The sequence below is a fragment of the Actinoplanes missouriensis 431 genome, from assembly GCF_000284295.1.
In the GTDB taxonomy this organism is placed as follows: domain Bacteria; phylum Actinomycetota; class Actinomycetes; order Mycobacteriales; family Micromonosporaceae; genus Actinoplanes; species Actinoplanes missouriensis.
The window spans coordinates 4,378,364-4,403,539 of the sequence record NC_017093.1; the positions used below are offsets into that span (position 1 = coordinate 4,378,364).

Below are 25,176 nucleotides of genomic sequence, written 5' to 3' on the forward strand. Positions count from 1 at the left end.
GGCCGCCACCTACTAGCGGTTCGCCGGCCGCGCCGAATCTCGCCGCGTGAGCGGGGAGTCGATCGCGGCGCGAATAGGCAGCGGCAGCGAGCTCACGCACGTAAGCACGAGCCGCCGAGATCTAGGCAGTCGACGGTCGCCAGGCCGGGCACGAGTAACGCCTGCGCCGTGGAGTGACGAGCCCGCCCTCGCACCCATAATTTTCGGGTCGATAATCTACATTATGTCAACTTAGCCCCGGGAGCGGCCTCCTGAGTGGGCCTCCCCGCGCCCGTCAAACACGCAAAACCTTGCAATCGCATCTAGCTGCCCGGCGTACCCCCCGGCCGGATTGATCGCACCTCCGTAACCCGTCGCACGGTTCAGGACCTTCGCCGACGAAGCCAGGTGAAGCGGCCAGCGAGCGGACAAGCCTGCGGGCGGACAGGCCAGCGGGCGCCGACCGGTGTGTCCCGGACAGGCGGAGCCCGGGATGGAGCGCGGGCCATAGGCCATGGGGCGCGGGCCACAGGCTCATGAACCGCGCTCTCCTGAGCCGAGCCGCCTCACCCGCGCGCGATCGAGGCCGGCAGCAATGACCGCCCCCACCAGTGGTCCATTGGCGCCTGGCGGGACCCCTTTCCCGGTGGCAGTGCGGCGTAGAACCGCTGCGGGAGCGCTCACGGTTCGCGTCGGCACGTTCAGTTCTTTCACCCGCAGCACACCGGCCGAACTGCGCAAACAGGCATAAATCATGCATAATGGTCCTTATGCATGACACTGGAATCGGGACGTACATAGACGAATTCCTGGCGGCCCGAGCCACCCGGAAGCCCTCGGTGCACACGCTCAACGCGTACCGGCGGGATCTGATGCTGGTGTTGCAGCTGGCGGAGCCCGCCCCGCTCACCGTGAGTGACCTCTCCCCTCGCGTCCTGCGTTCCGCGTTCGCGCGCTTCGCCGCGGACCGCGCCCCCGCGTCGGTCTCCCGGGCCTGGTCGTCGTGGAACGCTTTCTTCACGTTCCTGGTGACCGAGGGCGTGGTGGCGGGCAATCCGATGTCGGCGGTGGACAAGCCGCGGACGGTGCCCCTCTCCCCCAAGCCGCTGCGCGGTGAGGACACGCCGGAGCTGTTGTTACGGACGGTGAGCACCGCGGATGAGCGTCAGCGGGATCCCTGGCCGGAGCGGGATGTTCTGGTGCTGGCGCTGGCGTTGTGTGCGGGTCTGCGGTTGTCGGAGATGCTGGCGCTGCGGGTGGGTTCGGTGAGCGGGCGTGACGGTGAGCGACGGCTTGAGGTGTCGGGCAAGAGTGGGCGGCCGCGGTCGGTGCCGATCGATTCCGGTCTGGACGCGGCGGTGGGGCGGTATCTGGAGGCGCGGCGGGCGCGGTTCGGGCGGGCGCAGCCGACGGCGCCGTTGCTGGTGGATCGGCGGGGTGTGGCGTTGCAGCGCGGTGGTCTGCAGTACCTGGTGCGGTCGTGTTACCGGCGGGCCGGTGTCGGGGATCGTGTGCCGCGGGGTGCGCAGTTGCACGCGTTGCGGCACACGTTCGCGACGCGGCTGGCGGAGGACGGCGCGAACGCGTCGGAGATCATGCGGTTGATGGGTCATGCGTCGCTGGCGACGTCGCAGAGTTACATCGAGGTGACGGCGGATCAGCAGCGGGCGGCGGTGCGTGCCAATCGGACGAACCGTGTGCTGCGGGAGTTGGCCTGACTTCGGTCTACGGCGAGAATGCGGGGCATGGAGGAACCTGAGGAGCGGTTGCTGCTGGGCCGAAGGTCGCTGTTCATGGGGGGTGCGGTTGTCGGTCTGCTGACGTTGACCGGGTGCCCCGGCGGGGACGGTGGCGATGATGACGACGACGATGACGGCGGGGAGGACGACGACTAAGGACAGTCGGGTCTATACCTAGGTAGCTGACGGCGCCACGGTTCGCGGGGGCACGCTGTGTCCCATGCGGATCGTGGCGTTGTTCGTGCTGGCGGCGTGGTGTGCCGAGTGTGCGTGGGGTGGGTTCACGGTGGTGGACTATCCGGTGGTTCTGCTGTTTCTGGGGCCGCTCTACGGTGGCGCGGCGCTGCTGATCCGGGAGGTGGCGCGGCGGCGGGGCGCGGGGTGGCTGCGGATCGTGCTGCTGGCGGCGGCGTTCGGGTTGTTCCAGGCGGCGCTGGTGGATCAGTCGTTGCTGGACCGGGCGGCGCTGGCGGGCACGCAGTTCGCGGAGTGGAACCGGGCGGCGGGCGCGACGGTGGTGTTCGGGGTCAGTGCCGAGCAGCTGCTGGATTTCGTGGGTGGTCATGTATGGCTGAGCATCGGTGCGCCGATCGCGCTGGTGGAGGCGTTCGTGGCGCCGGAGGTGCGGCATCGGCCGTGGCTGGGCCGGCGGGGTCTGGTGGTGGCCGGGGTGCTGTATGCCGCGGGTAGTGCGGTGATCTGGTCGGATTCGGGGCGGGTCGCGTCGGGTGCGCAGGCGGCGGTGGTTCTGGCCGTGTGCGGGCTGCTGGTGGTTGCCGCTCTCCCCCGCTGGCCGGTGCGAGACTCGCAGCTTGCTTCGCAGGGCCCTCGGCTCGCGGCGCGCAGCGCGCAGCCCGGGATGACGCCGGACCGGCACGCCGCCGCGGTGGCGCGGGGATGGCGGTCTGCGGTGTTCAGTCCGCTGGCGTTGGGTGCGGTGGTGCTGGGGGCGCATGTGGCGGGCTGGTTCTTCGGGTCGCAGTGGCTGGGTGTGGGATTGCGGTGGCTGATGCTGCTGGCGGTGGGGTCGCTGGTGTGGTGGCAGGCGCGCTCGCAGCGGCATGTCGTGGCGGTGCTGGGTGCGGGTGTGCTGGTGGCGGCGGGCGCGGCGTGGTTGGCGCCGCCGTATGAGGCGGCGGCGCCGTGGCTGATGGTGGTCAGTGACGTGGTGGTGTCGCTGACAGCGGTGACGCTGGTGACGGCGGCGTTCCGGCGCACCGATCCGGCTCCGCGTCGTGGCCGGGTGGCGGCCGGGGTCGCGCCATGAGTGACGCCGATCGGCGGTGTGGGCCCGCCCTGGTCGATCGCGCATTCGCCGGCTTGTCTGCCTGCTGCGGCCGTCGTCGATGGTTCCCCGAGTTTGTCGGCCGGAGGTGCCAGGGGCGGCGCGTAGGGTTTGAGGGTGAGGGGCTGCCCCCGCTCCTCGTGTGCGGTCGCGCAACGAGGCGAGGGGCGTCGTATGGCTGGTCGGTTTCGGGAGAAGGCGTCGGTGCCCGAGGCGCGGGTCGTGCGGTGGCGTTTTCCCTGCTTCGCGTTCTCGGCGGGTGTTCTGTCGCTGTGCGCCGGGGGTCTTCTCGGCGGTGTGCTGGCTTTCGGGGTGGCGGCTGCGATCGCGTGGAGGACGGGCAGGCGCGGTGCGCTGCGGTGGGCGTTGACGGCTCTCGCCGTGTTGTGCCTGGTCGGGCTGGCGGTTGTGGGCCTGGATGCCGGGTTCGGTGTGGGCACGCTGATCAGCGGTCTTCCCGCGCGCCGATCAGCGGTCTTCGGCACGCTGATCGGCGGTCTTCCGGCCCGGGATGGTTCGCAGCTGATGCCGGCCGGTCGTCGGGGGCGGGGCGGGCGCCGGCTGGGAAGGTGATCGTGCCGGAGGCGGCCCGGCTGTGGCGGGCGGGGCGCTCTCCCGGGTCGGCGCGGTGTCGTTTTCCGGTTATCTGGAAAGTGACATATTTAATGATCTCCATCGATGGTACTTTGACTCGAAACGGGGATAGCGCGCCTATGTCGACAGGCATTGGCGTGCGAAAGGATCTCCATTCGCGGCTCGACATTGATCGAATCGAGAAAGGAGCACCATGAACAACAAACTCAGCAGGCTCGTGGCTGTCGCCGGCGCGGCGCTCGTCGCGGCGCTGACCGTCCTGACGCCGGCGGCCGCCTCGGCGGACACGGCCTCGACGCTGGCCGCGGGATGCCGGGCGGCGCCGTACTCGGCGACGTTCAGTCCGTACTTCGAGACCGAGGCCTACGCTGACCTGGGCGTCTACCGGACGACGTCGCAGTGCACCGACATCAACATCAGGTCGACGAACAGTACCGGGTACAACGTCTGCGTGATCTTCACGCGGTACAACAGGTGCAACTACACGACCTATGTGCCGGCCGGCGGCCAGTGGGTGAACGCGGCGACGGACGTTCTCGACGGCACCACCTTCTACCTCCGGGTGTACAAAGGCGGCGCCAACTACGTCGTTCATGCCGGCGTGATGGATTTCTGATCGGCGGCTGATTTTCCCGTCGCATTGATTGTCCACGGAATACCATTCCTGCCGCGATCGTGAACGCATCATCCGACCGGCGCGTCCGTGCCCGGAATTCCCGGGGCCGGGCGCGCCGGCACGCCTGTCCGGTCAGCGGCTGGTGGCTTGGATCCGCACGTGGTTGCCGGCGGAGAGGGGATGGCGCGTGCGGGACAGCTCCGAGCGGCGTCCAGCCGGGTCGGCGAGCGCTGCCGGTCAGAGCCGGGATCGGCGTCAAGCGCGGGTCCGGTATCGGCCGGGGGCGGCGCCGAACTCGCGTTTGAAGGCGGTGGCGAACGCGAACTCCGAGGTGTATCCGACCTTGGCGGCGATCGCGTGCAGGGGGGCGCCGGACTCGCGCAGCAGCCGGGCCGCGGTGCTCATGCGCCACCACGTCAGGTAGCTCAGCGGCGGCTGTCCGATCAGGGCGGTGAAGCGTCGGGCGAACGGGGCCCGGGACAGTCCGCCCTCCGCGGCGAGCGCGGCGACGGTCCAGGGGTGGGCGGGGTCGCGGTGCATGGCGTGCAGGGCGGCGAGGGTGGCGGGGTCGTGGAGGGCGGCGATCCAGCCTGTCGTTCCCGCGGGGGGCTGTTCGTCGAACCAGGCGCGCAGCGCGTACAGCAGCATCACGTCGAGCAGGGCCGGCAGGGCGGCGTCCCCGCCGAGCCGGGGTCGTTGCAGTTCCGCGCCGAGCAGGTCGACGACGGCCCGCAGGTCGGCGTGGCGGCCCAGGTGAGCGGGCAGGTGGGCCAGGGCGGGCAGTTCGGCGAGCAGGGGGTGGGTGCGCGCGGGGTCCAGCTCGTAGGCGCCGCAGAGGGTGACGGCGCTCTCGCCGCCGGAGCCGGCCCCGTGGTTGATGTACGGGTCCATCGTGGTGATGTCCTCGGGTCCGCAGGCGGGACCGGTCGGCGGGCTCGTCGGGCTGTCCGCCAGGGCGTAGCCGGGTCCGCCGTGGCTGATCAGCACGTCCCCCGCGGCCAGTGGCGTGGGCTCGGCGCCGGTGGTGATCAGCCAGCAGGGCCCGCGCAGGACGACCTGCACGCCGACGGCGCCGGGCACCGGGGCGAACCGTTGATGCCACGGCGCCGGCCAGGCGACGCGCGCGGATCGCGGCCGGCCGGTGCGAAGGGCGGTGACGATGGCGCTGAGCACATCCACGGGGCCAGTCTTGCATCGAAGACGATGGCGTATGGGGGCGAGCCGCTGACGCATGGATCGTCCGCCCGGCCGCGTTTACGTTGCTGGTGTGAGAGCTGCACGCATTCATGAGTACGGCGATGCTTCCGTCATCCGTGTCGACGAGGTCGCGTGTCCCGCGCCGGGGCCGGGTCAGGTGCTGATCCGGGTGGCGGCGACGTCGTTCAACCCGTCCGAGGTGGGACTGCGGTCCGGGTTGCTGCGGTCGGCGCTTCCGGTCGATCTTCCGTACACGCTGGGCTGGGATGTCGCCGGCACGGTCGTGGCGGCCGGGGCGCACGCCGGCGTCCTCTCCCCCGGTGACCGGGTCGTCGGCCGGCTCGACGCGGGCGGGGCGGCCGCCGAGTTCGCCGTGGCCGACGTGGACTGCCTGGTCCGGGCGCCGTCCGCCGTCCCTCTGGCGCACGCCGGGGCGCTGCCGGTCGCGGGTCTGACGGCGTGGCAGGCGGTGGTCGAGCATGCCCGGGTCAGGCCGGGGCAGCGGGTTCTGGTCAACGGCGCCGGCGGGGGTGTCGGGGGCTTCGCCGTGCAGCTGGCCGCGCACGCGGGGGCGTCCGTGGTCGCCACGGCGAGTCCGCGTAGCGCCGGCGCGGTTCGCCGGCTGGGCGCGGACCGGGTCGTCGACTACACGGTGTCCGCGGTCGGCGAGGTGCTGGGCGAGCCCGTCGACGTGATCCTCAATCTCGTCCCGCTGAGCCCGGGGGCGTCCGCGGGTCTGCTGTCCGCGCTGCGGCCGGGCGGAACCGTCGTGTCGATCACGAATCCGGTCGAGCCGCCTGCCGGGGCACGGGTCTGGGCCATGACGTTCGTCGCGCGTAACGACGTCGGTCAGCTCCGGGCGCTGGTGGATCTGGTCGACGGGGGCGCTGTGCGGATCGACGTCGCCGGCTCGCGGCCGCTGGCCGACATCGCGTCGGTGCATCGCGACGCGGAGGCCGGCCGCACCCGCGGCAAGATCATCCTGGTCCCGTGAGGGGTCCCGTGACGGCGTGGGAGCGTCTCAGGCGAAGCGCTCGGTGGTGATCGGTAGCAGTCCGGTGCGGCGGGCGGCGCCGGTGAGCCGGTCCAGGGTGGCGGCGATCGCGGCGCCGGACTGCGCTGTCGGGTCCACGGTCACGTCGAGGGCCCAGGCCGGGCCGGGGCCGACGGGACGCAGGCTCCACCCGTACCCGGGGGAAGGAAGCCGGCGCGGGCCGGGCGGCGTGCCCACCGGGGCGAACAGGACGCGGTAGTGGCGTCGTCGCGGGTCGGGCGGGCCGAGCCGCAGGGGTGGGGAGGACGGCAGCGGGAGGTGGTCGCCGAACGCGGCGCGCAGGGTGTCGTCGTCGTAGCGGTAGTAGTCCAGCACGCAGCGAGGGTACGGGCATCACCCGTACCCTCGCTGTTTTCGCTCAGGCGAGGTTGAGCGCGACCTCGACGTTGCCGCGGGTGGCGTTGGAGTACGGGCAGACCTGGTGGGCGGCGTCGAGGATGCCGCGGGCGGTGGTCTCGTCGAGGCCGGGCAGCTCGGCCTCGATGGTGACGGTGAGGCCGAAGCCGCCGCTGGGTAGCGGGCCGATGCCGACGTCGACGGTGATCGCGGTGTCGGTGAGGGTGATCTTCTGCTTGCCGGCGACCATCTTGAGGGCGCTGTGGAAGCAGGCGGCGTAGCCGGCGGCGAAGAGCTGCTCGGGGTTGGTCAGGGCGCCGCCGGCGCCGCCCATCTCCTTCGGCACGGCGAGGTCGAATTCCAGGACGCCGTCGCTGGAGCGGACGTGGCCGTTGCGGCCGTCCCCGGTGGCGGTGGCGGACGCGGTGTAGAGGGCGCTCATGCGTGGTCCTTTCGTGGGGTGCGGGCTTTGTGGAGCAGCTGGTGCAGCTGGGTGAGCTCGTCGAGGGTGAGCTCGGTGGCGCAGACGAGCTGCTGGGTGAGGTCGCCGATCTCGTCGCGCAGCGCGAGGCCGGTGGCGGTGAGGTCGGCGATCACGATCCGCTCGTCGGTGGTGGCGCGCCGGCGGGTGAGCAGGCCCTGGGTCTCCAGACGTTTGAGCAGCGGCGACAGGGTGCCGCTGTCGAGGGCCAGGACGCGGCCGAGGTCGCGCACGGTGGTCGGGCCGTCGTGCCAGAGCACGCGCAGCACGAGGTATTGCGGGTAGGTCAGGTGGTGCGGGTCGAGCAGCGGGCGGTAGAGGGCGGTCATGCCTCGGCTGGCCGCGTAGAGCTGGAAGCAGATCATGTCGTCCAGTGCCGTGCTCGCCTTCATGCCCAGAACAGTAGTGCGCCATTTAGTTGTGCACAACCATTCCGTGGTGTGGCTAACATGCCGGGCATGCCGTCGATCCGCTTCGTGAAGCTCTCCCCCGCCGCCCTGCACGCCCTCGTCGCCGGCGACCTCGCCACGGCCGGCGCCGAGGCGGGCGTGGCGATGAGCCGCTACCTCGCCGACGAGCGCTGGCTGTGGGAGATCCGCCTGCAGGACATCGCGAAAGACCCCGAGGCCGCCGACTGGATCGCCCGGGCCGCGGTCGACGAGGACACCGGCACGGTCGTCGGTCACGGCGGCTTCCACGGTCCCCCGGACGCCGACGGGATCGTCGAGGTCGCCTACTCGGTCGACCCCGCCCACCGCCGCCGCGGCTACGCCCGGGCCATGCTCACCGCGCTGCTGGAACGCGCCGACGCGGACCCGCGGGTCACCGCCGTACGGGCCAGCATCCGTCCCGACAACGTGGGCTCGAAGGCCACCATCGCCGGCTTCGGCTTCTTCAAGATCGGCGAGCAGTGGGATCCGGAGGACGGCCTGGAGGACGTCTACCTGCGGTCGAAGCGCACGACCAGCGGCCGGTGATCCGACACCGGCGCGTGCGGGGTGCGCACCTGCACCACCCGGCCCAGCTCACCGGCGCCGCGCGGGTCGGCGAGGACGTGGTCGAGCTGGGTCTTCGGTGACGGGCTGGGGAACGTCGCCGCCCGGGCCAGGGGCCGCCAGCCGGTGAACGCCCGCACCGGCCCGGCCGGCATGTTGAGGTCGCCGAGCAGCACCCGCGGCGCGGGCAGGGCACGCAGCGCGCGCACGGCCGCGCGCAACTGCCGCACATTCCAGCCGGGCACGAACGACAGGTGCGTCGTCGCCACGGTCAGCGGCCCGTCCGGTGTCTCGACCACCGCGGCGAGCAGCACCCGGGGCTCGTCGCGCAGCAGCAGCAGGCCGCCGTCCGGCACGTACACCGGCGAGCGCATCGGCGCGGCCGGCAGCTGGGTGATCTGCCAGCGCTGCACCGGGTAGCGGCTGACCAGGGCGATCCCGTACTGCGGGTGGGCGATGTCGGCGCCGGAGTGCCACGGCTCCCAGCTCTGCCCGGGCGTGCCGACCACGGCCGCGGCGAACCGATGGGTCCGCGCGCCCAGCGCCGTGGCGGCCAGGGCGGTCAGGTCGATGTGGCCGCTGCGCGGCTGCGCCCGGTCCACCTCCTGCAGGCCCAGCACGTCGGCGTCGAGGTCGGCGATCGCGGAACTGATCCGATCGGCGTGTACGGTGCCGTCGGACAACGATCTGCCGTGCAGCAGGTTGAAGGTGGACAGGCGCACAACGCCGACCCTAGCCAACGGAGGGAAGCGATGTTCATCAAGGCGGTCTGTTGCGCCGCGACGATCTTCGTCGTGGGCGCGATGCTCGGCATCTGGCTGCAGAAGGCCCGCAAACGTTGATCGTCACACTGCTGATCGCGGCCGCCGCGGCCGGCTGGGTCGACGCGGTCGTCGGCGGCGGCGGCCTGCTGCTGCTGCCCGCCCTGCTCGTCGCCGCCCCGCAGCTGCCCCTGGCCACCGCGCTGGGCACCAACAAGCTCGCCGCGATCTGCGGCACCAGCACCGCCGCGCTCACCTACGCCCGCCGCACGAAGATCGACTGGACGGTGGCCGGGCCGTCCGCGGCCCTGGCGCTGCTCTGCGCCGGCTGCGGGGCCGCGCTGGCCGGAGCGGTCCCGGCGTCCGCGTACCGCCCGGTGGTGCTGCTGGTCCTCATCGCCGTCGCGGTGTTCGTGACGATCCGCCCGCAGATGGGCCTGCACGAGGACGCCACGAAGCGGACGACGATCCGGCGCGGCCTCGCCGTCGCGGTCGCCGGCGGGGTGATCGCCGCCTACGACGGTCTGATCGGCCCCGGCACCGGCACCTTCCTGGTCCTCGCGTTCACCACGCTGATCGGCGCCGACTTCGTCCACGGCTCCGCCATGGCCAAGATCGTCAACACCGCGACCAACCTCGGCGCGCTGATAGTCTTCGCCTACAACGGGCACGTCGCCTGGCTGCTCGGCGCCGGCATGGCTGTCTGCAACATCGCCGGCGCGGTCCTCGGCGCCCGGATGGCGCTGCGCAAGGGCGCCGGCTTCGTGCGGGTCATCCTGCTCGCCGTGGTCCTCGCCCTGATCGTCAAGCTCGGCTGGGACCAGTACAGACTGTCCGCATGAGTGACGACGACCTGATCAAGAAGATCGAATCGGATGAGCAGCGCCTCGTCTTCCGGGAGTTCGACGAGGACACCGCCTGGGAACTCGGCAGCCTGCTGGTCCGGCTGGCCCGCGAGAGCCGGCTGCCGGTCGCGATCGACATCCGCCGCGGCCAGCAGCAGCTGTTCCACGCCGCGCTGCCCGGCGCCACCGCCGAGAACGACTCCTGGATCGAGCGCAAGGTGCGCGTGGTGCAGCGCTTCGACGCGTCCAGCTATCTCGTCGGCCGCCGCCTGGCGGCCAAGGGCCAGACCCTCGGGGCCGAGCTGGGCGTGGACCCCGCGCTCTTCGCGGCGCACGGCGGCGCTTTCCCGGTACGGGTGACCGGCGCCGGCACGATCGGCGTCGTCACCGTGTCCGGGCTGCCGCAGGCCGACGACCACGCCCTGGTCGTCCGCGCGCTGGAGACCCTGATCTCCTGAGCTCGTTCATTGCGCCAGGCGCTGAATCTGCCGACGGCAGATCCGCCTGGCGATGAATCACCGGGGTCGGGCAGGCTCGGCGCATGCGGATTCTGGTGCTCGGCGGAAGTGGTTTCGCGGGACGGGCGGTCGCCGCCGAGGCGGTCGCCCGCGGCTGCGACGTGACGGTCCTCAACCGGGGCCGGCGCGACCCGGTGCCCGGCGTGCGGCAGCTGACCGGCGACCGGCTCACGGCGGACGGGCTGCGGGCGCTGGACGGCGGCCGCTGGGACGCAGTCGTCGACACCTGGTCGGCCGACGCCCGGGCGGTGGAACTCGCCGCGGCGGCCCTCGCCGGGCGGGCCGGGCACTACACGTACGTCTCCAGCCGCTCGGTCTACCACTACGACGAGAACCCGTCGCCGGCGTCGTCGTCTCCGGGGCTGACGGCCGGAGCGCCGGGTGGCGCTTCCTGGGCCGACGCGCCGGCGCTGACCGAGGACGCGCCGCTGGTGGCCGCCGACGATCCCGGTTACGCCGGTGACAAGCTCCGCGGCGAGCAGGCGGCCGAACACTTCGGCGGGCCGCTGCTGCTCGCCCGCGCCGGGCTGATCCTCGGCCCCCACGAGGACGTCGGCCGGCTGCCCTGGTGGCTGCGCCGCCTGCAGCGCGGCGGCCCCACTTTGGCGCCCGGACCCCGCGACCTGCCCCTGCAGTACATCGACGTCCGCGACCTGGCCGCCTTCGTCCTCGACGCCGCGGCCGCCGGCCGGACCGGGCCGTACACCGTCGTCAACGAATCCGGCCACACCACCATGGGCGAGCTGCTCGGCATCGCCAACGAGGTCACCGGCGGCCACGCCGACCTGCGCTGGACCGCCCCCGAGGCGATCCTGGACGCGGGCATCGAACCCTGGACCCAGCTGCCGATCTGGCTGCCCCCGGGCCCGCTGTACGCCTTCATGCACCGCGGCGACGTCTCCCGCGCGACGGCGGCGGGCCTGCGCTGCCGCCCGGTCCGCGACACGGTGGCCGACACCTGGTCGTGGCTGGCGGATCTGCCCGGCCCGGCCCCGCTGCGCACCGACCGGCCGCCGGTCGGCCTCTCCCCCGAAGCCGAGGCCACACTCCTGTAGCCCTCAAGCTCTTAGCCCACCGCCTCGGTGGCGCAACGGTGACGGCGGGGCGCCCTCCATGAACCCGACGAAGGCTCGCACCACTTCTTCGACGTCCGTCAACTCCGTGCGGAAGTGCTGATCGAGGACGCCATCTCGCCGTTCGAGCGCATACCAGCCTGCTCGCGCGCCGGCCTGTTCGCCGTAGCCGACCCTGACGTACCAGTCGTCGGCTCGGGTGAGGACCGCGTAGCAGTTGTCCGGGGACAGACGCACGAGGACTCTACGGATCAGGTCAGCGTCCGGGTCCTGGAATGGACGCCCTCGGGCAGAGGTCAGCTTGAAGCGCCACGACTCGCGAAACGGAGTGCGCAGTTGGTTCCACTGCGGGTCGTAGCAGTTCAGCCCGTGCTCTTTCGCCAGATGAGCAGCCCATTCCGACGTTTCTTCGCAGCGGCTCCACACCATCGGGAAGTACACCAGCGGGCCCCGTGCCTCATTGATCAGCGGGCCGGCGGACCAGGGACTGTCTTCTCCAGCTTCGGTGGTGAGATCGGGATACCTTGCGAGCAACGCCTGCACGTACGCGGCAACACGAGGGGTTGGCGTCACGGGCGCATCCGAGCCCATGTACTCGCCATATAGGCGCTGAAACTCTGCCCGCGCGGCGAAGTCGTTCGCGGGCCGGTCACCCTCTCAAACCGCAAGGTCATATGACACGCCGCGATCTTACGGAGCCGTCCACGGATCCCACTGGCCGTATCGACCGTTCGCGGTATTCGGCGGGTCGAGGCCCATAGTGGCGGCGATGAGTTTCGGGTCGAGGGTGTTGACGAGATCGCCCCGCGCAAGACGGCCCAACGCGTTCAGCGTGCGCTCGAGCGAACCGATGTCGTTCTCGATTGTCACCGGGCTGAACCCGCGAGCTCGGCACAAAGGACCAGTCCGCCTTGGCGGAACGAGAAGAAGCCAGGACGAGCACCCGTGCGATGCCCCGAGCGCGGGCCGTCACCCCTCCTGCCGCCGCAGGCTGATCCCCGTGTCGTCACCGTCTCGGCGCGGCACCGGCAGCGGCCGCTCGATCCGCCGGGTCAGACTCACCCCGGGTACGACCAGGTTGGCTCGCGCCGCCTGCTGAAAACGGTCCAGTGCGGCGGTGTAGACCGACAGCGCCTCCCGCCAGTCCTCCTTGGAGCAGTCATCGACGACGCCGCGCCCGAACCACTCCAGCTTCCAAACCGCGGTGTTCAACTCGTCGGCGGCCGCGATGCAGGTCTCGTCGGCGAGCATGACGACCCGTTCGTAGGCCGCGGTGCGCGCACTCTCGAAATCGTCCAGCGTCCTACGCCCAGCCTCCGGCTCCACCTCGGCCGCCAGGGTGTCCCAGCCACGGGCGCGGACGAGCTGGCCGCTCGTCCGCGCCATCCGAGTCACTGCGGACAGGTACTCGACGAACGCCTCGTATTTGCGGACGTCCCAGCGAATCACCATCTCGCGCTGGTTACGGGCACGTTCGAGGCGGGACGTGAACACGTACGAGATTGAGCCGCCCAGCAGCACACCGGCCAGCGTGAGTACCTGAGCCCACATCGGCACCTCCGTGGAGTGACCACGTCCGTACAGTGTGTGCGGTACCTCACCGGTCGGGCAAGTGCCGACCGCGCCCGTGCCGCTAACGTGTGCACATGGATCGTGGGCGGCTCCGCCTTCCGGTGCTGGCCTGTTTCGTCCTGCTCGGCATCGAGATGGGCATCTGGGGCAGCCGGATCCCGGAGGTACGGCTGCAGGCAGGCCTCAGCTACGGCACCCTCGGGGTGGCCCTGTTCGCCCTGCCGCTGGCCACCGTGCTGAGCCTGCCCTTCGTCAGCAATGCCGTGGTCCGGCACGGCAGCCGCACCGTGCTGCGCGTCGCCGTGCTGGCCGCTCCGATCGCGCTGATCCCGGTCGGCTTCGCCGGCGGCCTGGCCGCGCTGATCCCGGTGCTGCTGCTCTTCGGCTCAGCGCTGTGCCTGCTCAACATCGCCATGAACGCCCAGGCCGTGGAGGTGGAGAAGGCGTACCGGCGGCCGCTCATGTCGTCGTTCCACGCCGCCTTCAGCATTGGCGCGATCACCGGCGCCGGGATCGGCGGCGTCTTCGCGCAGTTGGAATGGTCCCCGACCGTCTCGTTCACCGCGACCGGCGTCGCCCTGTTCGTCATCGGCCTGACGCTCGCCCGGACGCTGGGTGGCCGCGAGCCCTCGGAACCTAACGACGGCGGCCCCGCCGAACCAGCGCGGTCCGCCATCCGCCGCCGTGACCTGCACCGCCTCGTGGTGCTGCTCGGGACGCTTGCGATGTTCAGCGCGGCCGCCGAGGGTGCGATGACCGACTGGTCGGCGGTGTACCTGCACGACGCCCTGGGCGTGGCGGCCGGCCCGGCGTCGTGGGGGTTGACCTGCTTCTCGGCGGCGGTCGCGGCCGGTCGGCTGACCGGTGACCGGCTGGCCGGCCGGTGGGGCTCGGTCCGGCTGATCCAGACCGGCGCGGCGGTGGCGGGCGTCGGGCTCGCCGCCGGGGTGCTCTCGGGTACCGCGCTCAGCGCGTACGTCGGACTGGTCTTGATGGGTTTGGGGGTTTCCTGTGTGGTGCCACAGATCGTGAGCGCCGCCGGGCACACTCCGGCGGGCCACCCGAGCCGCAACATCGCCGTGGTGACCGGGCTGAGCACGGTCGGCAGCCTGGCCGGCCCGGTGGCCATCGGCGCGGTCGCGGCGGCGGGCGGGCTCACCGTCGCGGTCACCGTGCCGGCCGCGCTGATGCTGGCGGTTGCGGCTGGCGGGGCGTTGATCGGCCACCGATCCGTGCAGCGACCGGTCAGCCTGTGATCCGTCAGCGGCAAAACCCGACGCATACCTGAGGCACAAAGCGGCAAGTTGATCACCGGGTACGCGGCCGTCGAAGGTCTAGAGCGGCCCCGAGCGGGCGGCGAGGATGCTGCCCACCGCTTTCACTCGCAGATCTAGGCAGACGAGGGTCGCCCCTTGCTGAGATCCGCCCGGAAGCCGAGCCGTGCGGGCGCGGGCGGGGACGGCGTCAGGCGGGTGACGTGATCCGGCGGGTGCCGGCGTCGTGGTCGAGGCGGGTGGCGAGCGTCCGCAGCACCCCGGCCGCGCCCTGGCGCAGCCGGCCCGGCTCCGGCTGCGGGATCACCGGGGCGTCCGGCAGGGCGGAGTGGCTCACCTGGGTGCGGGCTTCCGGCAGCATCGGCAGGATCAGGTCGATCATGGACTTCCCCTCACGGTGATGCGGGCTAAACTTATTTAGCCGGTAGCAAACCGCGCGCGCTACCCCCTAAACAGGTTTTGGTGGAATCAATGAGCTTCCCGGCGCTCTACGGCGGCAACACCTGCCTCGACTTCGCCAACACCGTCGACGCCCGTGGCGCCGACCCCCGCGAGGAGCACCTGCACGACTACGCCGACCTGGTGCGCTGGGCCGCGTACGCGAACCTGCTCGACGAACCCGCCACCCGCCACCTGCGCACCCTCGCCACCGCCCGGCCGCAGGCCGCCCAGGCGTCCTTCACGGCCGCGCTCACCCTCCGCGAGGCGATCTTCCGGGTCTTCGCGGGCCTGCACGCCGGCACGCCGCCGGCCCCGGCGGACCTCACCCTCATCCAGCAGGGGTACGCGACCGCGCTCTCCACCGCCCGCCTGGAACAGCGCGGCGACCAGTTCGTCTGGACCCTGCCCGCCGACCACCTGCACCGCGCCTGGTGGCCGGCCGCCGTCGCCGCCGCGAAACTGCTCACCACCGGCCCGGTCACCCGGGTCAAGGTGTGCGCGTCCACCGGCGGCTGCCGGGGCCTGTTCCTGGACACCAGCAAGAACAACAGCCGCCGCTGGTGCAGCATGGACGACTGCGGCACCGAAGCCAAGATCCGCCGCCAGGCCACCCGCCGGCGCCGCCCGCAGAGCGGCTAGCGCCCGCCGGCCAGTTCCTCCAGCTTCGCCGCGATCAGGTGCTTGAGCGGATCGTGCCGGATCCCGAGCGCGTGTTCCGGCGCTGCCCGGACCCGCGGGTCGTAGCGCCACACCGGGCCGCGGCGCCACGGCTGCGGCTCCCAGGCGTAGCGGGGGTGCAGGTGGGCGTGCAGGTGCGGCCACGAGTTGCCCAGGATCTCGTAGTTGAGCCGCTCGAACGCCGGGTCCTGCTCCCGCAGCACCGCGACCACGGCCTCGCCGAGCAGGCTCATGTCGGCCAGAAAGCCGAGGCGCTCGGGCGCGGGCAGGTCGGTCAGGTGGTCCGCCGTCCCGGCGTACAGCAGAAGGGTGTATCCGGGCAGGTGCTGGGTGTCGCCCAGAACCGCCCAGCCGGTGCGCAGCCGGGCGATCACCGCCGGGTTCTCCCCCCGCGCGGCCGCCCCGAGCCGGTCGTCACGCCAGTCCGGTCCCGTCACTGCCCCACCCACCACGCGACCACCGTAGTCGTCGACGTCCATCATCGCCTGAGGACCGGCGCGGGAAACCGGTGGCGCGAGCGGGGTGTGGCGGACAGACTCCGGCCCATGACGAGCAGCGACCTGTGGGACGAGGAAACGGCGCAGCGGTACGACGACGTGTCAGCCGAGATGTCGTCGCCCGCGGTGGTCGGCCCCGCCGTGGACGTCCTGGCCCGGCTCGCCGGCGTGGTGCTGGAGCGGCGCGTCGCCGATGGGAACGCGGCGCCGGTCACCTCCGACAGCGAGAGCCACGTGTCCGTCTGGCGCAAGCCGCGGTGACGGGCCCGGTCAGGCCCGCCCGATCAGCAGACGACAGCGTGCTGGCAGCGGTGCATCGACCGCGAGAGTTCAGCCATAGCGACGCACTAGTCTCGGCCCGTGGACGACAGTCTTCTTCGCCGGCTCCGGGCCGAACAGGCCCGGGCACTTCTCTACGACGCCGAGCCTCATCACGCGGTGATGCTGGCCTGCGACCTGCTGGTGGCCGGCGCCAACGGCGACGCCGTGGTGGCGCTCGCCGCGGAGTCGGCTCGGACGCTGCGGGCGCATGACGCGAACCGGCGCCTGGCGGCGGTCACCGCCGAACTCGGCCTCGCAGAACCAGACCTGGCCATTGCGGTGGAGTTGATCGCCGCCGACACCTGCGAGCGCGTCCTCGACCGCAGCATCCCCGCCGAGGTGGGAACCCACCGCCTATACGTGGTGGGACATGAGGGCAGCCCGCTGCACGACCTGCTCCCGGCGGTCGCCGCACTGGCCGGGCGCCTGGAAGACGAGCTCGGTGGACGCGCCGACAACGACCTGCAAACCCGAATCGACGCCCTGGCCCGGACCGTTCTGAACCGCCTGATGCCCGCGTGAGCAGCTCAAACGAGCCGTCGCTATGGACGATCGACAAGCTGACCGCACTGCGCCTCGGACGACGGTTGGTCACCGAGGTGGCCGCATCCGGACCAGGCAGACGAGCCTTCGTCGATATTCGCCCCGTCGCCACCACCGATGACCGGAACGCCAGCCGCGAGGGCTGGACCCGAGCTGATCGCGAGCGCACCTTCCAGTTGAAGCACTGGGACTACGACGCCGACCGGATCGACGGCTTCGACTACGACATCGGCGCAACCCTCGTGAAGGCCAACAGTGTCGTCGGTGAGAGCGCGCTCACCCAAGCTCTGCAGGCTTGGGGCCTTCGGCCAGAGCAATTCCTTCATCCGTGGCAAACCGCCGATCCGCAGTAGCCGCACGGCCGGTCGGCCCGGGACGAGCTGTGGTCGCCGCACAGGTGTTCAGACAACGTGAATACCTGATGTTTGCCGTTCCCGCTGCTCACCGGCCGTCACCAAGCGACTGGCGGATCGTCGACTCCGTGACGTTGTCTTTCGCGGGAAACGACGAGCGCCCCGGTCAGAGGGAGCGGGCGGCGTGGCGGCCCGCGTTGCGGCCGGAGAACAGGCAGCCGCCGAGGAACGTGCCCTCCAAGGCGTTGTAGCCGTGCACGCCGCCGCCGCCGAAACCGGCCACCTCGCCCGCCGCGTACAGGCCCGGCAGGGGCGCCCCGGCCAGGTCGAGGGCGCGCGAGTCCAGGTCGGTCTGGATGCCGCCGAGGGTCTTGCGGGTGAGGATGTGCAGCTTCACGCCGATCAGCGGGCCGGCCGCCGGGTCCAGGATGCGGTGCGGCGCCGACGTACGCCCGATCTTGTCGCCGAGGTAGCGGCGGGAGTTGTGGATGCCCTGGATCTGGGCGTCCTTGGTGACCTTGTTGGCGATCTGCGCGTCGCGGGCCTCGACCTGCGCGCGGATCGCGGCCGCGTCCAGCAGCGGCTGGTCGGTCAGCTTGTTCATGCCGGCGACGAGTTCCTCCAGGGTGGCCGCGACCACGAAGTCGGCGCCGTGCTGCTTGAACGCCTCCACCGGGGCCGGCGCGCCCTTGCCGAAGAGCCGCTCCTTCATGAACGCGCGCCGGTCGGCGGCGGTGACGTCCGGGTTCTGCTCGGAGCCGGAGAGCGCGAACTCCTTCTCGATCATCTTCTGGGAGAGGATGAACCAGGAGTGGTCGTACCCGGCGATCTCCGGGGTGGTGCGCAGGTGCCGCAGCGTGCCGAGGGTGTCGTAGCTGGGGAAGTACGGCGCGGGCAGGCGCCGGCCGAGCGCGTCGAACCACATCGGCGACGGCGCGGACAGGATCCGGATGCCGTGGCCGGGCCAGACCGGGTTCCAGTTCTGCACGCCCTCGGTGTAGTGCCACATCCGGTCCCGGTTGACCAGGCGGGCGCCGGCGGTCTCGGCGATGGCGAGCATCCGGCCGTCGACGTACGCCGGCACCCCGGTGATCATCGTGGTGGGCGGGGTGCCGAGGCGCTGCGGCCAGTACTCGCGGACCAGGTCGTGGTTGGCGCCGATCCCGCCGGTGGTGACGACGACCGCCTGGGCGCGCAGCTCGAAGTCGCCGGTGACGTCGCGGTTGGAGCTGACGCCGCGGGCCGCGTCGTCGGGGGCGAGGAGCACGCCGCGGACCCCGGTGACCACGCCGTTCTCCACGATCAGCGCGTCGACGCGGTGCCGGGACCGCAGCCGCAGCAGCCCGTTCTCGGCGGCGCGGACCGCGGACGCGGCGAACGGGGCGACCACGCCGGTGCCGGTGCCCCAGGTGATGTGGAAGCGCGGCACCGAGTTGCCGTGGCCGTTCGCGCGCAGGTCGCCGCGCTCGGCCCAGCCGGCGAACGGCAGCCAGCTCATCCCGAGCGAGGCGAGCCAGGCGCGTTTCTCGCCGGCGGCGAACTCGACGTACGCCCGGGCCCACTTCACGGCCTGGGAGTCCTCGTCGGCGAGGCGGTCGAAGCCGGCCGAGTTCTGCCAGTCGGCCCAGGCCAGCTCGACGCTGTCGGCGATCCGGGCGCGCCGCTGCTCGGGGCTGCCGACGAAGAACAGCCCGCCGAACGACCACCAGGCCTGCCCGCCGAGGTTCGCCGCGTTCTCCTGGTCGAGCAGCGCCACCTTCTTGCCGGCGGCGGTGAGCTCGTGCGCGGCGGCCAGCCCGGCCAGTCCGGCGCCCACCACGATCACGTCAGCGTCCACGGTTCCTCCCCCATTGCCACGGCCGGGGTGACGCCTGTCACGACCGGATACGAGAATTTATCGGATTTGACGCTGAGAGGAAATGGGCCAGCCCTGCGGGTAAACCCGAGTGTGTCGTCCCTCGCCCCGTGACGCCCCCCAACGACAGCGGCGGCCCCCATCCGGAGAATGAAACCGTGCCCGAACCCACCGCCGGACCCGCGCAGACCCGCACCGAGCTCGCCGCGCTGCGCCCCGACCTGGTGGCCGCCTACGACGCCGCCCTGCCCGGCGCGCAGGCCGCGATCATGCGCCGTCTCCGGCTCGCCCTCGACCGCGAGCCCTTGCCCGGCATAACCGATAAATCGGACAATTTTAGCCAGGCTACCGACCCGGTCGCGCTCGCCGAACACCTCTGGCCCGGCACCGGATTCGTCACCGAACTCGCCAACAGCGTCGCCAACCTCGCCCTCGCCCTCGCCAACGCCGCCCCCCGCAGCGACGGCACCGGCGAGGGACCCGACGCGCTCGGCCGGCTCGAACAATCCCTCGTCGACGGCCACCCCCTGCACCCCTGCTGCCGCACCCGCGCCGGCATGACCGTCGCCGACGTCCTCGCCTACGCCCCCGAGCACCGCCCGGTCATCCGGCTGCGCCGCCTGCGCGTGCCCGCCGACCGCTGGTACGGCACCGGCATGCCCATCCTCTACGCCCACCCCTGGCAGGCCCCCCGGCTGCAGGCCCGGTACCCGTGGCTGACCAGCGCCGGCGTCACCCGCCCGGTGCGCCCGCTGATGTCGCTGCGCACCGTCGCCCCGGTCAGCGGCGGCCCGCACATCAAGACCGCCGTCGACGTGCAGATGACCTCCGCCGTGCGCACCGTCTCCCCGGCCGCCGTCCACAACGGCCCGATCCTCTCCGCCATGCTCCAGAAGATCACCGCCGACCTGCCGATCGACATCCTCGCCGAGACCGCCGCCGGCGCCGTCATCACCGAACACGGACCCGACCGCCGCCTCGCCCACCTGATCCGCCAAGCCCCGACACTCGGCCCCGGCGAGACCGCCGTCCCCCTCGGCGTCCTCGCCACGTCACCAGCGCTGATCAGGCGCGCCGGTGACCCGTACCCGCTGATGGAAAGACTCGGCAGAGTGCTGTTCGCGCCGCTGGCGCGCGTGCTGGAACGCGGCGTCGCGCTCGAAGCCCACGGACAGAACACCCTGCTCGTGATGCGCGACGGCCAGCCGCAGCGGGTCCTCTACCGCGACCTCGGCGGCGTCCGCGTGCACACCGGCCGCATCGACGCCGGCGACCTGACCGGCGACCTGCCCACCGGCGACCTGCACGAACTACGCGCCAAACTCGCCGCGGCCGCCTTCGGCGCCGTCGCCACCCAGCTGATCGGCGCCGTCGACGCCGAACCCGACAAACTCTGGCAGACCCTCGCCGCCGCCATGCGCGCCGACCCGTCCGCCGACACCGAAGCCCTGCTCACCGAACCACTGCCGGTCAAGGCCACCACCGCGATGCGGCTCGCCGCCGACCCGCTCCACGACATCTGGACCTACCAGCAGAACCCGATGGCGGCGTGAAGGACACCCCATGATGATTCGCAGTGTCAGCACCGGACGACTCGCCGCCGCGGCCGCGCACACCGAGGCCGCCCTCGCCGTGCACGCCCCCCACCTCGTCGACGGCTTCCTGCGCAGCCTGCCGCAGGCCGCCGACACCGTCGGCCGCCGGCTGCGCGCCGCCCTGGTCCGCGAAGGCCTCACCCCGGCCGTCGCCGGCGGCCACACCTACGCCTTCGGCCGCGTCGAATACCCGGTCGCCGGCGTCAGCGACCCGGTCGACCTGCTCGCCGGCATCGACAACGGCCCGTTCGCCGCCGAGATCCGCAACGCGGTGATCAACCTGGCCGTCGCCCTGTCCCGCTTCACCGTCCAAGATCAAAATCACAATCCGGACCTCGACGCCGTACGCCTGGAACGCCTCGCCGTCGCCGGCCACAACCTGCACCCCACCGGCCGCACCCGGCTCGGCTGGGACGCCGGCGACGTCCTCGCCCACGACCTCGAAGCCGGCCACACCACCGTCGGCCTCGTCGCCGTCCGCGACGACCACCACCTCGGCGACGACCTCGGCGCCCACCTCGGCCTGCCCGCCGCCCCCGCCGGATACCGCACCCAGCCCGTCCACGCCTGGCAACTCGACCTCGTCCACCACCGCTACCGCGACCTGTTCACCGACGGCGTGCTACGCGACCTCGACGGCCGGCTCGACGCCGTGCCCACCGCCGCCCTGCGCACCCTCTACCTGCCCCAACTCGGCCGCTATCTCAAGGTGTCCCTCGACATCCAGGTCACCTCCACCCGCCGCAGCATCAGCGTCGCCAGCACCCGCAACGGCCCCGCCCTCTCCGACCTGCTGCACCGCCTCGTCGCCGACGACCCCGACGGCCACCGGCTACTGCTGCTCGCCGAGACCGGCGGCGCCGCCGTCCCCGCCGGCAGCGGACGCGACCTGTCCGCCATCGCCCGCGACGGCCTCACCGGACGACTCGGCACCGGCGAACACCCCGTACCCGGAGGCGCCCTCCCCGCCGTCGACCCCACCACCGGAACCACCGTCATCGCCGGACTCGTCACCGCCTCCGGCCTCACCCCGGCCGCCTGGCTCACCGCCTACACCCGGCTGCTGCTACCCCCGCTGCTGCGCCTCGCCACCCGCGGCGTCGCCCTCGAAGCCCACCTGCAGAACTGCCTGCCCACCTTCCTCGGCGGACACCCCCACCGCCTCGCCCTGCGCGACTTCGCCGGCCTGCGCCTGCACCCCGGCCGCCTCGCCGCCGCCGGCCACCACCTCGACCTCTGGCCCGGCTCCGTCATCAGCACCGACGACGAGGACGTGCTGCGCGCCAAACTCGGCTACACCGCCCTGCAGGCCCACCTCGGCGAACTCGTCATCCGCCTGCAGCAATCCCACGGCCTGCCCGAGGACCACGCCTGGCGCCTCGTCCGCGCCGTCGTCGACGACACCTACGACACCCTCGGCGGCCACCCCGACCACGCCTACTTCATCGCCCCCACCATCGCCCACAAAGCCCTCGTCCGGATGCGCCTCGCCACCGGCGGCGACATCTACCTCCCGGTCAGCAACCCCCTGCATGGCTGAGCTCCCCGCCCCCGTCACCGCCGCGCTGCGCCGCCTGCCGGCACCCGCCTGCGCCTACGTCTACGACACCGCGTCCCTGGTCACCCGCGCGAACCGGCTGCGAGCCGCCCTACCCCCCAACACCTCCTTCCTGTACGCCGTGAAAGCCAACGGACACCCCGGCGTCGTCACCGCCCTGGCCGGCGCGGCCGACGGCCTGGAAGTGGCCTCCGGCGGCGAACTCGCCCTCGCCGTGGCCGCCGGCGCCCGCCGCATCGTCGTCGGCGGACCCGCCAAGACCGACACCGAACTCGCCGCCGCCGTCCGCGCCGGAGCCCTCATCAACGTCGAGAGCGCCCACGAGATGCGCCGCATGGCCGGACTCGGCCTGACCGCCGACATCTGCGTGCGCGTCAACCGGGCCGGCACCGCCCTGCACGGCAGCCACGCCATGACCGGCGTACCCACCCCGTTCGGCGTCGACGAAGCCCAACTGCCCGGCCTGCTCGCCGACGTACCCGACGGGCTGCGCGTCATCGGCTTCCACCTGCACGCCGTCTCCAACAACCTCGACGGACCCGCGCACGCCGCCTTCCTGCGCGACGCCCTGGACTGGTCGGTCCGCATCGCCGCCCGCCACCAGGTCGGACTGCGCGTGGTCAACGCGGGCGGCGGATTCGGCGTCGACTACGAAACCCAGGCCTCCATGGACGTCACAGCCCTGTCGGATGTCTCCGTCCCCGCCGGCGTGGAACTCCTGCTCGAACCCGGCCGCTGGCTCACCGCCGACGCCGGCTGGTACGCCGCCGAAGTCCTCGACCTCAAAACCACCCACGGCCGCACCTTCGCCGTCCTGCGCGGCGGCACCCACCACTTCCGGCTCCCCGCCGCCTGGGGATACAGCCACCCCTTCACCGTCCTGCCCGTCGACGACTGGAACCGCACCTACCCCCGCCCCGCCGTCACCGACACCCCGATCGACGCCGTCGGCGAACTCTGCACCCCCCGCGACGTCCTCACCCGAGGCCAGCACGTCACCCGGCTCCGCGCCGGCGACCTGCTGGTCTTCGGCCGCGCCGGCGCCTACGGCTGGGACATCTCCCACCACGACTTCCTGCGCCACGACCCCCCGGAGTTCGTCATCCTCCCGAGCTGACCGGTTTCCGCCACACCGACACGTAGCTCTCGCTGTCCGAGGTGAACGGCGCCCCGGTCCAGCGACGACCGGAATCTCCTCCGCCGGCGCCTTGCGCCGCAGCTGGTCCACCATCGGCACCGGCCGGGTGGCGATCCCGGTCACCGCGACACCCCGCGCGGCGAGGGGGATCGCCACCCGGCCGGTGCCGATCGCGAACTCCAGCGCGTCGCCGGAACCGGCAAGCCGGGCGAGGAATTCGACGGCCGGCCCGAGCACCGCGGGCGCCGACATCTCGGCCGAGACCTCGTCATACCGCCGGGCCGTCTCCTCGTCCCACAGATCGCTGCTCGTCATGGGATCCGAGTCTGTGCCCCGCACTCCGCCGGCGCCACCGGATCACCGGCATCCCGCTCGCCGGCCCATCGAGGACAATCGCCGGCATGGATGTCCGATACGACGAGTTGCTCGATCCGCTGCGGCAGGCCTACGACGCCCGCGCCGCCTGGCGTGACCAGACCACCAAGCAACCGTGGAAACTCGCCGAACGCCAAGCCTTCCGCGACCACCTCGCCCCCGGCGCCCGGCTGCTCGAAGTCGGCGCCGGCACCGGGCAGGACAGCGCCTACTTCCAGCAGCACGGCCTCACCGTCGTCGCCGCCGACCTGTCACCGGCCATGGTCGAGCACTGCCGCGCCAAAGGCCTCGACGCCCACGTCATGGACTTCCTGCACCTCGACGTCCCGCCCGCCTCGTTCGACGCCGTCTACGCGATGAACTGCCTGCTGCACGTCCCCAACCACGACCTGCCCGCCGTGCTCACCTCCCTGCGATCCGTCCTGCGCCCCGGCGGCCTCTTCTTCGTCGGCGTCTACGGCGGCGCCCAGAGCACCGAAGGACCCCTCGCCGACGACCAGCACGACCCGCCCCGGTTCTTCTCCATGCGCACCGACGCGCAGCTGCTCGGCTTCGCCGGGGCCGCAGGGTTCGACGTGGTCGACTTCCACCCGGTCGACGCCGGTAATGGATTCCGGTTCCAGTCGCTGACCCTGCGGCGCCCGGCCCCCGGTTCCTAGTCGCGCAGGTGACGGTCGAAGAACCGGGCCGCGTCGTCACCTGCGTGCTGCGGGACCCCGGTGTGCCCGCCCATGTTGGCGTGCAGCGTCTTCTCCGCCGACCCCAAAGCGTCGAACAGGTCCAGGGCCATCTGCCGGTCGTTGTTCTCGTCGTCCCACTGCAGCAGCACCAGCAGCGGAATCGTCACCCGCCGGGCCTCCTCGACGATCGACCGCGGCACGTAACTACCGGCGAACAACACCGCCGCCGCGATCCGCGGCTCGACCAGCGCCAGCCGCACCCCGATCGAGATGATCCCGCCCGAGTAGCCGACCGGACCGCCGATGCCGGGGACGCCGAGCAGCGCGTCCAGCGCGGCCCGCCACTCCGGGACCGCCGCCTCGACCAGCGGCAGAACCAGCCGGTCGACCACGTCGTCGCTGACCGGCTCACCCGCGGCGAGGGCCCGCCGCAGGTCGGCGCGGGCCTGCTCGGCGACGGCCGACCGCGGCCGTGCCCCGCCGCCCGGCAACTCGATCGTCGCCGTGGCGTACCCGGCCGCCGCGGCGTGCCGGCCCCGGGCCTGCAGACGCGGATACATCCGGGTCAGATCGCCGGGATGACCGGCCAGGATCAGCGGCGCCGTCCCGGCCGCCTCGGGCGTCCACAGGAAGCCCGGGATGTCGCCCAGGGTGAAGGCGCGCTCGACAACACCACCGTCGTCGAGACGCCGCTCAGAACTGAATTCCATGGTCGTGCCTTTCGGGAGTGCTCGCGAAACGGCGCTCCCGGACGACCTATCGCCCGGCCGTGACCCCGCAGGGAGGCACCCATGTCGATACAGCGTTCACGGGTACCACCTCC

The 25,176-nt window shown here is 72.1% G+C and carries 31 protein-coding genes; 19 read left to right on the forward strand and 12 right to left on the reverse strand.

Features of this window, described 5'->3' with window-relative positions:
* Positions 1–740 precede the first annotated feature (740 nt).
* The 5 genes from AMIS_RS20460 to AMIS_RS20475 all read left to right on the forward strand — a co-directional run bounded on the left by AMIS_RS20460 (position 741) and on the right by AMIS_RS20475 (position 4,213).
* Positions 741–1,697, forward strand: coding sequence for a tyrosine-type recombinase/integrase (locus tag AMIS_RS20460; protein WP_014444275.1), 957 nt, complete (start codon positions 741–743; stop codon positions 1,695–1,697).
* Positions 1,698–1,724: 27 nt separating this feature from the next.
* Positions 1,725–1,874, forward strand: a complete 150-nt coding sequence (locus AMIS_RS42795; RefSeq protein WP_157434950.1) for a hypothetical protein — start codon at positions 1,725–1,727, stop codon at positions 1,872–1,874.
* A 64-nt stretch (positions 1,875–1,938) separates the two neighbouring features.
* Positions 1,939–2,985 carry a hypothetical protein gene (locus tag AMIS_RS20465; protein WP_014444276.1) on the forward strand — a complete coding sequence of 349 codons (1,047 nt, stop codon included), beginning with the start codon at positions 1,939–1,941 and terminating at the stop codon, positions 2,983–2,985.
* 192 nt (positions 2,986–3,177) lie between these two features.
* Positions 3,178–3,576 carry a hypothetical protein gene (locus tag AMIS_RS20470; RefSeq protein WP_014444277.1) on the forward strand — a complete coding sequence of 133 codons (399 nt, stop codon included), beginning with the start codon at positions 3,178–3,180 and terminating at the stop codon, positions 3,574–3,576.
* A gap of 214 nt (positions 3,577–3,790) precedes the next feature.
* Positions 3,791–4,213 (forward strand): hypothetical protein, encoded by a 423-nt coding sequence (locus tag AMIS_RS20475; protein ID WP_014444278.1) that lies wholly within the window; start codon positions 3,791–3,793, stop codon positions 4,211–4,213.
* A 255-nt stretch (positions 4,214–4,468) separates the two neighbouring features.
* On the opposite strand, the gene AMIS_RS20480 is transcribed toward AMIS_RS20475, so the two are convergent.
* Entirely contained in the window at positions 4,469–5,392 is a 924-nt protein-coding gene (locus AMIS_RS20480; RefSeq protein WP_014444279.1) for an AraC family transcriptional regulator, read from the reverse strand.
* A gap of 88 nt (positions 5,393–5,480) precedes the next feature.
* Between AMIS_RS20480 and AMIS_RS20485 the strand changes: the two genes are divergently transcribed.
* Positions 5,481–6,404: an NADP-dependent oxidoreductase gene (locus AMIS_RS20485; protein WP_041829936.1), complete on the forward strand. Its 924-nt coding sequence runs from the start codon at positions 5,481–5,483 to the stop codon at positions 6,402–6,404.
* A 27-nt stretch (positions 6,405–6,431) separates the two neighbouring features.
* On the opposite strand, the gene AMIS_RS20490 is transcribed toward AMIS_RS20485, so the two are convergent.
* From AMIS_RS20490 to AMIS_RS20500, 3 genes are read right to left on the reverse strand one after another with little or no spacing between them, the layout of a single operon-like run.
* Positions 6,432–6,779, reverse strand: a complete 348-nt coding sequence (locus tag AMIS_RS20490) for a hypothetical protein (protein ID WP_014444281.1) — start codon at positions 6,777–6,779, stop codon at positions 6,432–6,434.
* 43 nt (positions 6,780–6,822) lie between these two features.
* Complete coding sequence (locus AMIS_RS20495) at positions 6,823–7,242, reverse strand: organic hydroperoxide resistance protein (RefSeq protein ID WP_014444282.1); 420 nt, start codon at positions 7,240–7,242, stop codon at positions 6,823–6,825.
* The gene (locus tag AMIS_RS20500; protein ID WP_014444283.1) at positions 7,239–7,673 is read right to left on the reverse strand and encodes a MarR family winged helix-turn-helix transcriptional regulator; all 435 of its coding nucleotides are present in this window, start codon (positions 7,671–7,673) and stop codon (positions 7,239–7,241) included. Before AMIS_RS20500 ends, AMIS_RS20495 begins: the two co-directional genes overlap by 4 nt.
* A gap of 66 nt (positions 7,674–7,739) precedes the next feature.
* On the opposite strand from AMIS_RS20500, the gene AMIS_RS20505 reads away from it, so the two are divergent.
* Positions 7,740–8,258, forward strand: a complete 519-nt coding sequence (locus AMIS_RS20505; protein WP_157434952.1) for a GNAT family N-acetyltransferase — start codon at positions 7,740–7,742, stop codon at positions 8,256–8,258.
* Here the strand turns inward: AMIS_RS20505 and AMIS_RS20510 are convergent.
* Positions 8,222–8,998, reverse strand: coding sequence for an endonuclease/exonuclease/phosphatase family protein (locus AMIS_RS20510; protein ID WP_014444285.1), 777 nt, complete (start codon positions 8,996–8,998; stop codon positions 8,222–8,224). The two genes, AMIS_RS20505 and AMIS_RS20510, sit on opposite strands and share 37 nt — an antisense overlap.
* 116 nt (positions 8,999–9,114) lie before the next feature.
* Here AMIS_RS20510 and AMIS_RS20515 point away from each other — a divergent pair, with 116 nt between their 5' ends.
* From AMIS_RS20515 to AMIS_RS20525, 3 genes are all read left to right on the forward strand, one after another.
* Positions 9,115–9,879, forward strand: a complete 765-nt coding sequence (locus AMIS_RS20515) for a sulfite exporter TauE/SafE family protein (protein WP_014444286.1) — start codon at positions 9,115–9,117, stop codon at positions 9,877–9,879.
* The gene (locus AMIS_RS20520) at positions 9,876–10,340 is read left to right on the forward strand and encodes a heme-degrading domain-containing protein (RefSeq protein WP_014444287.1); all 465 of its coding nucleotides are present in this window, start codon (positions 9,876–9,878) and stop codon (positions 10,338–10,340) included. The genes AMIS_RS20515 and AMIS_RS20520 overlap by 4 nt, the downstream gene beginning before the upstream one ends.
* 83 nt (positions 10,341–10,423) lie before the next feature.
* Positions 10,424–11,455, forward strand: a complete 1,032-nt coding sequence (locus AMIS_RS20525) for an NAD-dependent epimerase/dehydratase family protein (protein WP_014444288.1) — start codon at positions 10,424–10,426, stop codon at positions 11,453–11,455.
* 3 nt (positions 11,456–11,458) lie between these two features.
* Here AMIS_RS20525 and AMIS_RS43715 read toward each other — a convergent pair whose 3' ends face one another.
* The 3 genes from AMIS_RS43715 to AMIS_RS20545 all read right to left on the reverse strand — a co-directional run bounded on the left by AMIS_RS43715 (position 11,459) and on the right by AMIS_RS20545 (position 13,024).
* The gene (locus AMIS_RS43715; RefSeq protein WP_014444289.1) at positions 11,459–12,064 is read right to left on the reverse strand and encodes a hypothetical protein; all 606 of its coding nucleotides are present in this window, start codon (positions 12,062–12,064) and stop codon (positions 11,459–11,461) included.
* Between the two features lie 99 nt (positions 12,065–12,163).
* Positions 12,164–12,343 (reverse strand): hypothetical protein, encoded by a 180-nt coding sequence (locus AMIS_RS20540; RefSeq protein WP_041829937.1) that lies wholly within the window; start codon positions 12,341–12,343, stop codon positions 12,164–12,166.
* Positions 12,344–12,442: 99 nt separating this feature from the next.
* Positions 12,443–13,024 (reverse strand): hypothetical protein, encoded by a 582-nt coding sequence (locus AMIS_RS20545; protein WP_014444291.1) that lies wholly within the window; start codon positions 13,022–13,024, stop codon positions 12,443–12,445.
* Positions 13,025–13,119: 95 nt separating this feature from the next.
* On the opposite strand from AMIS_RS20545, the gene AMIS_RS20550 reads away from it, so the two are divergent.
* The gene (locus tag AMIS_RS20550) at positions 13,120–14,301 is read left to right on the forward strand and encodes an MFS transporter (protein WP_014444292.1); all 1,182 of its coding nucleotides are present in this window, start codon (positions 13,120–13,122) and stop codon (positions 14,299–14,301) included.
* A 208-nt stretch (positions 14,302–14,509) separates the two neighbouring features.
* Here the strand turns inward: AMIS_RS20550 and AMIS_RS20555 are convergent, their stop codons facing one another.
* The gene (locus AMIS_RS20555; RefSeq protein WP_014444293.1) at positions 14,510–14,701 is read right to left on the reverse strand and encodes a hypothetical protein; all 192 of its coding nucleotides are present in this window, start codon (positions 14,699–14,701) and stop codon (positions 14,510–14,512) included.
* An 89-nt stretch (positions 14,702–14,790) separates the two neighbouring features.
* Here AMIS_RS20555 and AMIS_RS20560 point away from each other — a divergent pair, with 89 nt between their 5' ends.
* Positions 14,791–15,399, forward strand: a complete 609-nt coding sequence (locus AMIS_RS20560) for a CGNR zinc finger domain-containing protein (protein ID WP_014444294.1) — start codon at positions 14,791–14,793, stop codon at positions 15,397–15,399.
* Here AMIS_RS20560 and AMIS_RS20565 read toward each other — a convergent pair.
* Complete coding sequence (locus AMIS_RS20565; protein WP_014444295.1) at positions 15,396–15,920, reverse strand: HIT family protein; 525 nt, start codon at positions 15,918–15,920, stop codon at positions 15,396–15,398. The genes AMIS_RS20560 and AMIS_RS20565 overlap by 4 nt on opposite strands.
* A 63-nt stretch (positions 15,921–15,983) precedes the next feature.
* Between AMIS_RS20565 and AMIS_RS20570 the strand changes: the two genes are divergently transcribed.
* The 3 genes from AMIS_RS20570 to AMIS_RS20580 all read left to right on the forward strand — a co-directional run bounded on the left by AMIS_RS20570 (position 15,984) and on the right by AMIS_RS20580 (position 17,152).
* Positions 15,984–16,196 (forward strand): hypothetical protein, encoded by a 213-nt coding sequence (locus AMIS_RS20570; RefSeq protein ID WP_014444296.1) that lies wholly within the window; start codon positions 15,984–15,986, stop codon positions 16,194–16,196.
* Positions 16,197–16,295: 99 nt separating this feature from the next.
* Positions 16,296–16,778: a hypothetical protein gene (locus AMIS_RS20575; RefSeq protein WP_014444297.1), complete on the forward strand. Its 483-nt coding sequence runs from the start codon at positions 16,296–16,298 to the stop codon at positions 16,776–16,778.
* Complete coding sequence (locus AMIS_RS20580; protein WP_014444298.1) at positions 16,775–17,152, forward strand: hypothetical protein; 378 nt, start codon at positions 16,775–16,777, stop codon at positions 17,150–17,152. Before AMIS_RS20575 ends, AMIS_RS20580 begins: the two co-directional genes overlap by 4 nt.
* Positions 17,153–17,318: 166 nt before the next feature.
* On the opposite strand, the gene AMIS_RS20585 is transcribed toward AMIS_RS20580, so the two are convergent.
* On the reverse strand, positions 17,319–18,989 hold the full coding sequence (locus AMIS_RS20585; RefSeq protein WP_014444299.1) for an FAD-binding dehydrogenase: 1,671 nt from the start codon (positions 18,987–18,989) through the stop codon (positions 17,319–17,321).
* A 176-nt stretch (positions 18,990–19,165) separates the two neighbouring features.
* Between AMIS_RS20585 and AMIS_RS20590 the strand changes: the two genes are divergently transcribed.
* The 4 genes from AMIS_RS20590 (at position 19,166) to AMIS_RS20605 (ending at position 24,332) form a co-directional block, all read left to right on the forward strand.
* Entirely contained in the window at positions 19,166–20,560 is a 1,395-nt protein-coding gene (locus AMIS_RS20590) for an IucA/IucC family protein (RefSeq protein WP_014444300.1), read from the forward strand.
* Positions 20,561–20,570: 10 nt separating this feature from the next.
* On the forward strand, positions 20,571–22,142 hold the full coding sequence (locus AMIS_RS20595; RefSeq protein ID WP_014444301.1) for an IucA/IucC family protein: 1,572 nt from the start codon (positions 20,571–20,573) through the stop codon (positions 22,140–22,142).
* Positions 22,135–23,277 carry a type III PLP-dependent enzyme domain-containing protein gene (locus tag AMIS_RS20600; protein ID WP_014444302.1) on the forward strand — a complete coding sequence of 381 codons (1,143 nt, stop codon included), beginning with the start codon at positions 22,135–22,137 and terminating at the stop codon, positions 23,275–23,277. Before AMIS_RS20595 ends, AMIS_RS20600 begins: the two co-directional genes overlap by 8 nt.
* A 413-nt stretch (positions 23,278–23,690) precedes the next feature.
* On the forward strand, positions 23,691–24,332 hold the full coding sequence (locus tag AMIS_RS20605) for a class I SAM-dependent methyltransferase (protein ID WP_172666684.1): 642 nt from the start codon (positions 23,691–23,693) through the stop codon (positions 24,330–24,332).
* Here the strand turns inward: AMIS_RS20605 and AMIS_RS20610 are convergent.
* Positions 24,329–25,063, reverse strand: a complete 735-nt coding sequence (locus AMIS_RS20610; RefSeq protein WP_014444304.1) for a dienelactone hydrolase family protein — start codon at positions 25,061–25,063, stop codon at positions 24,329–24,331. The genes AMIS_RS20605 and AMIS_RS20610 overlap by 4 nt on opposite strands.
* Positions 25,064–25,176 lie beyond the last annotated feature (113 nt).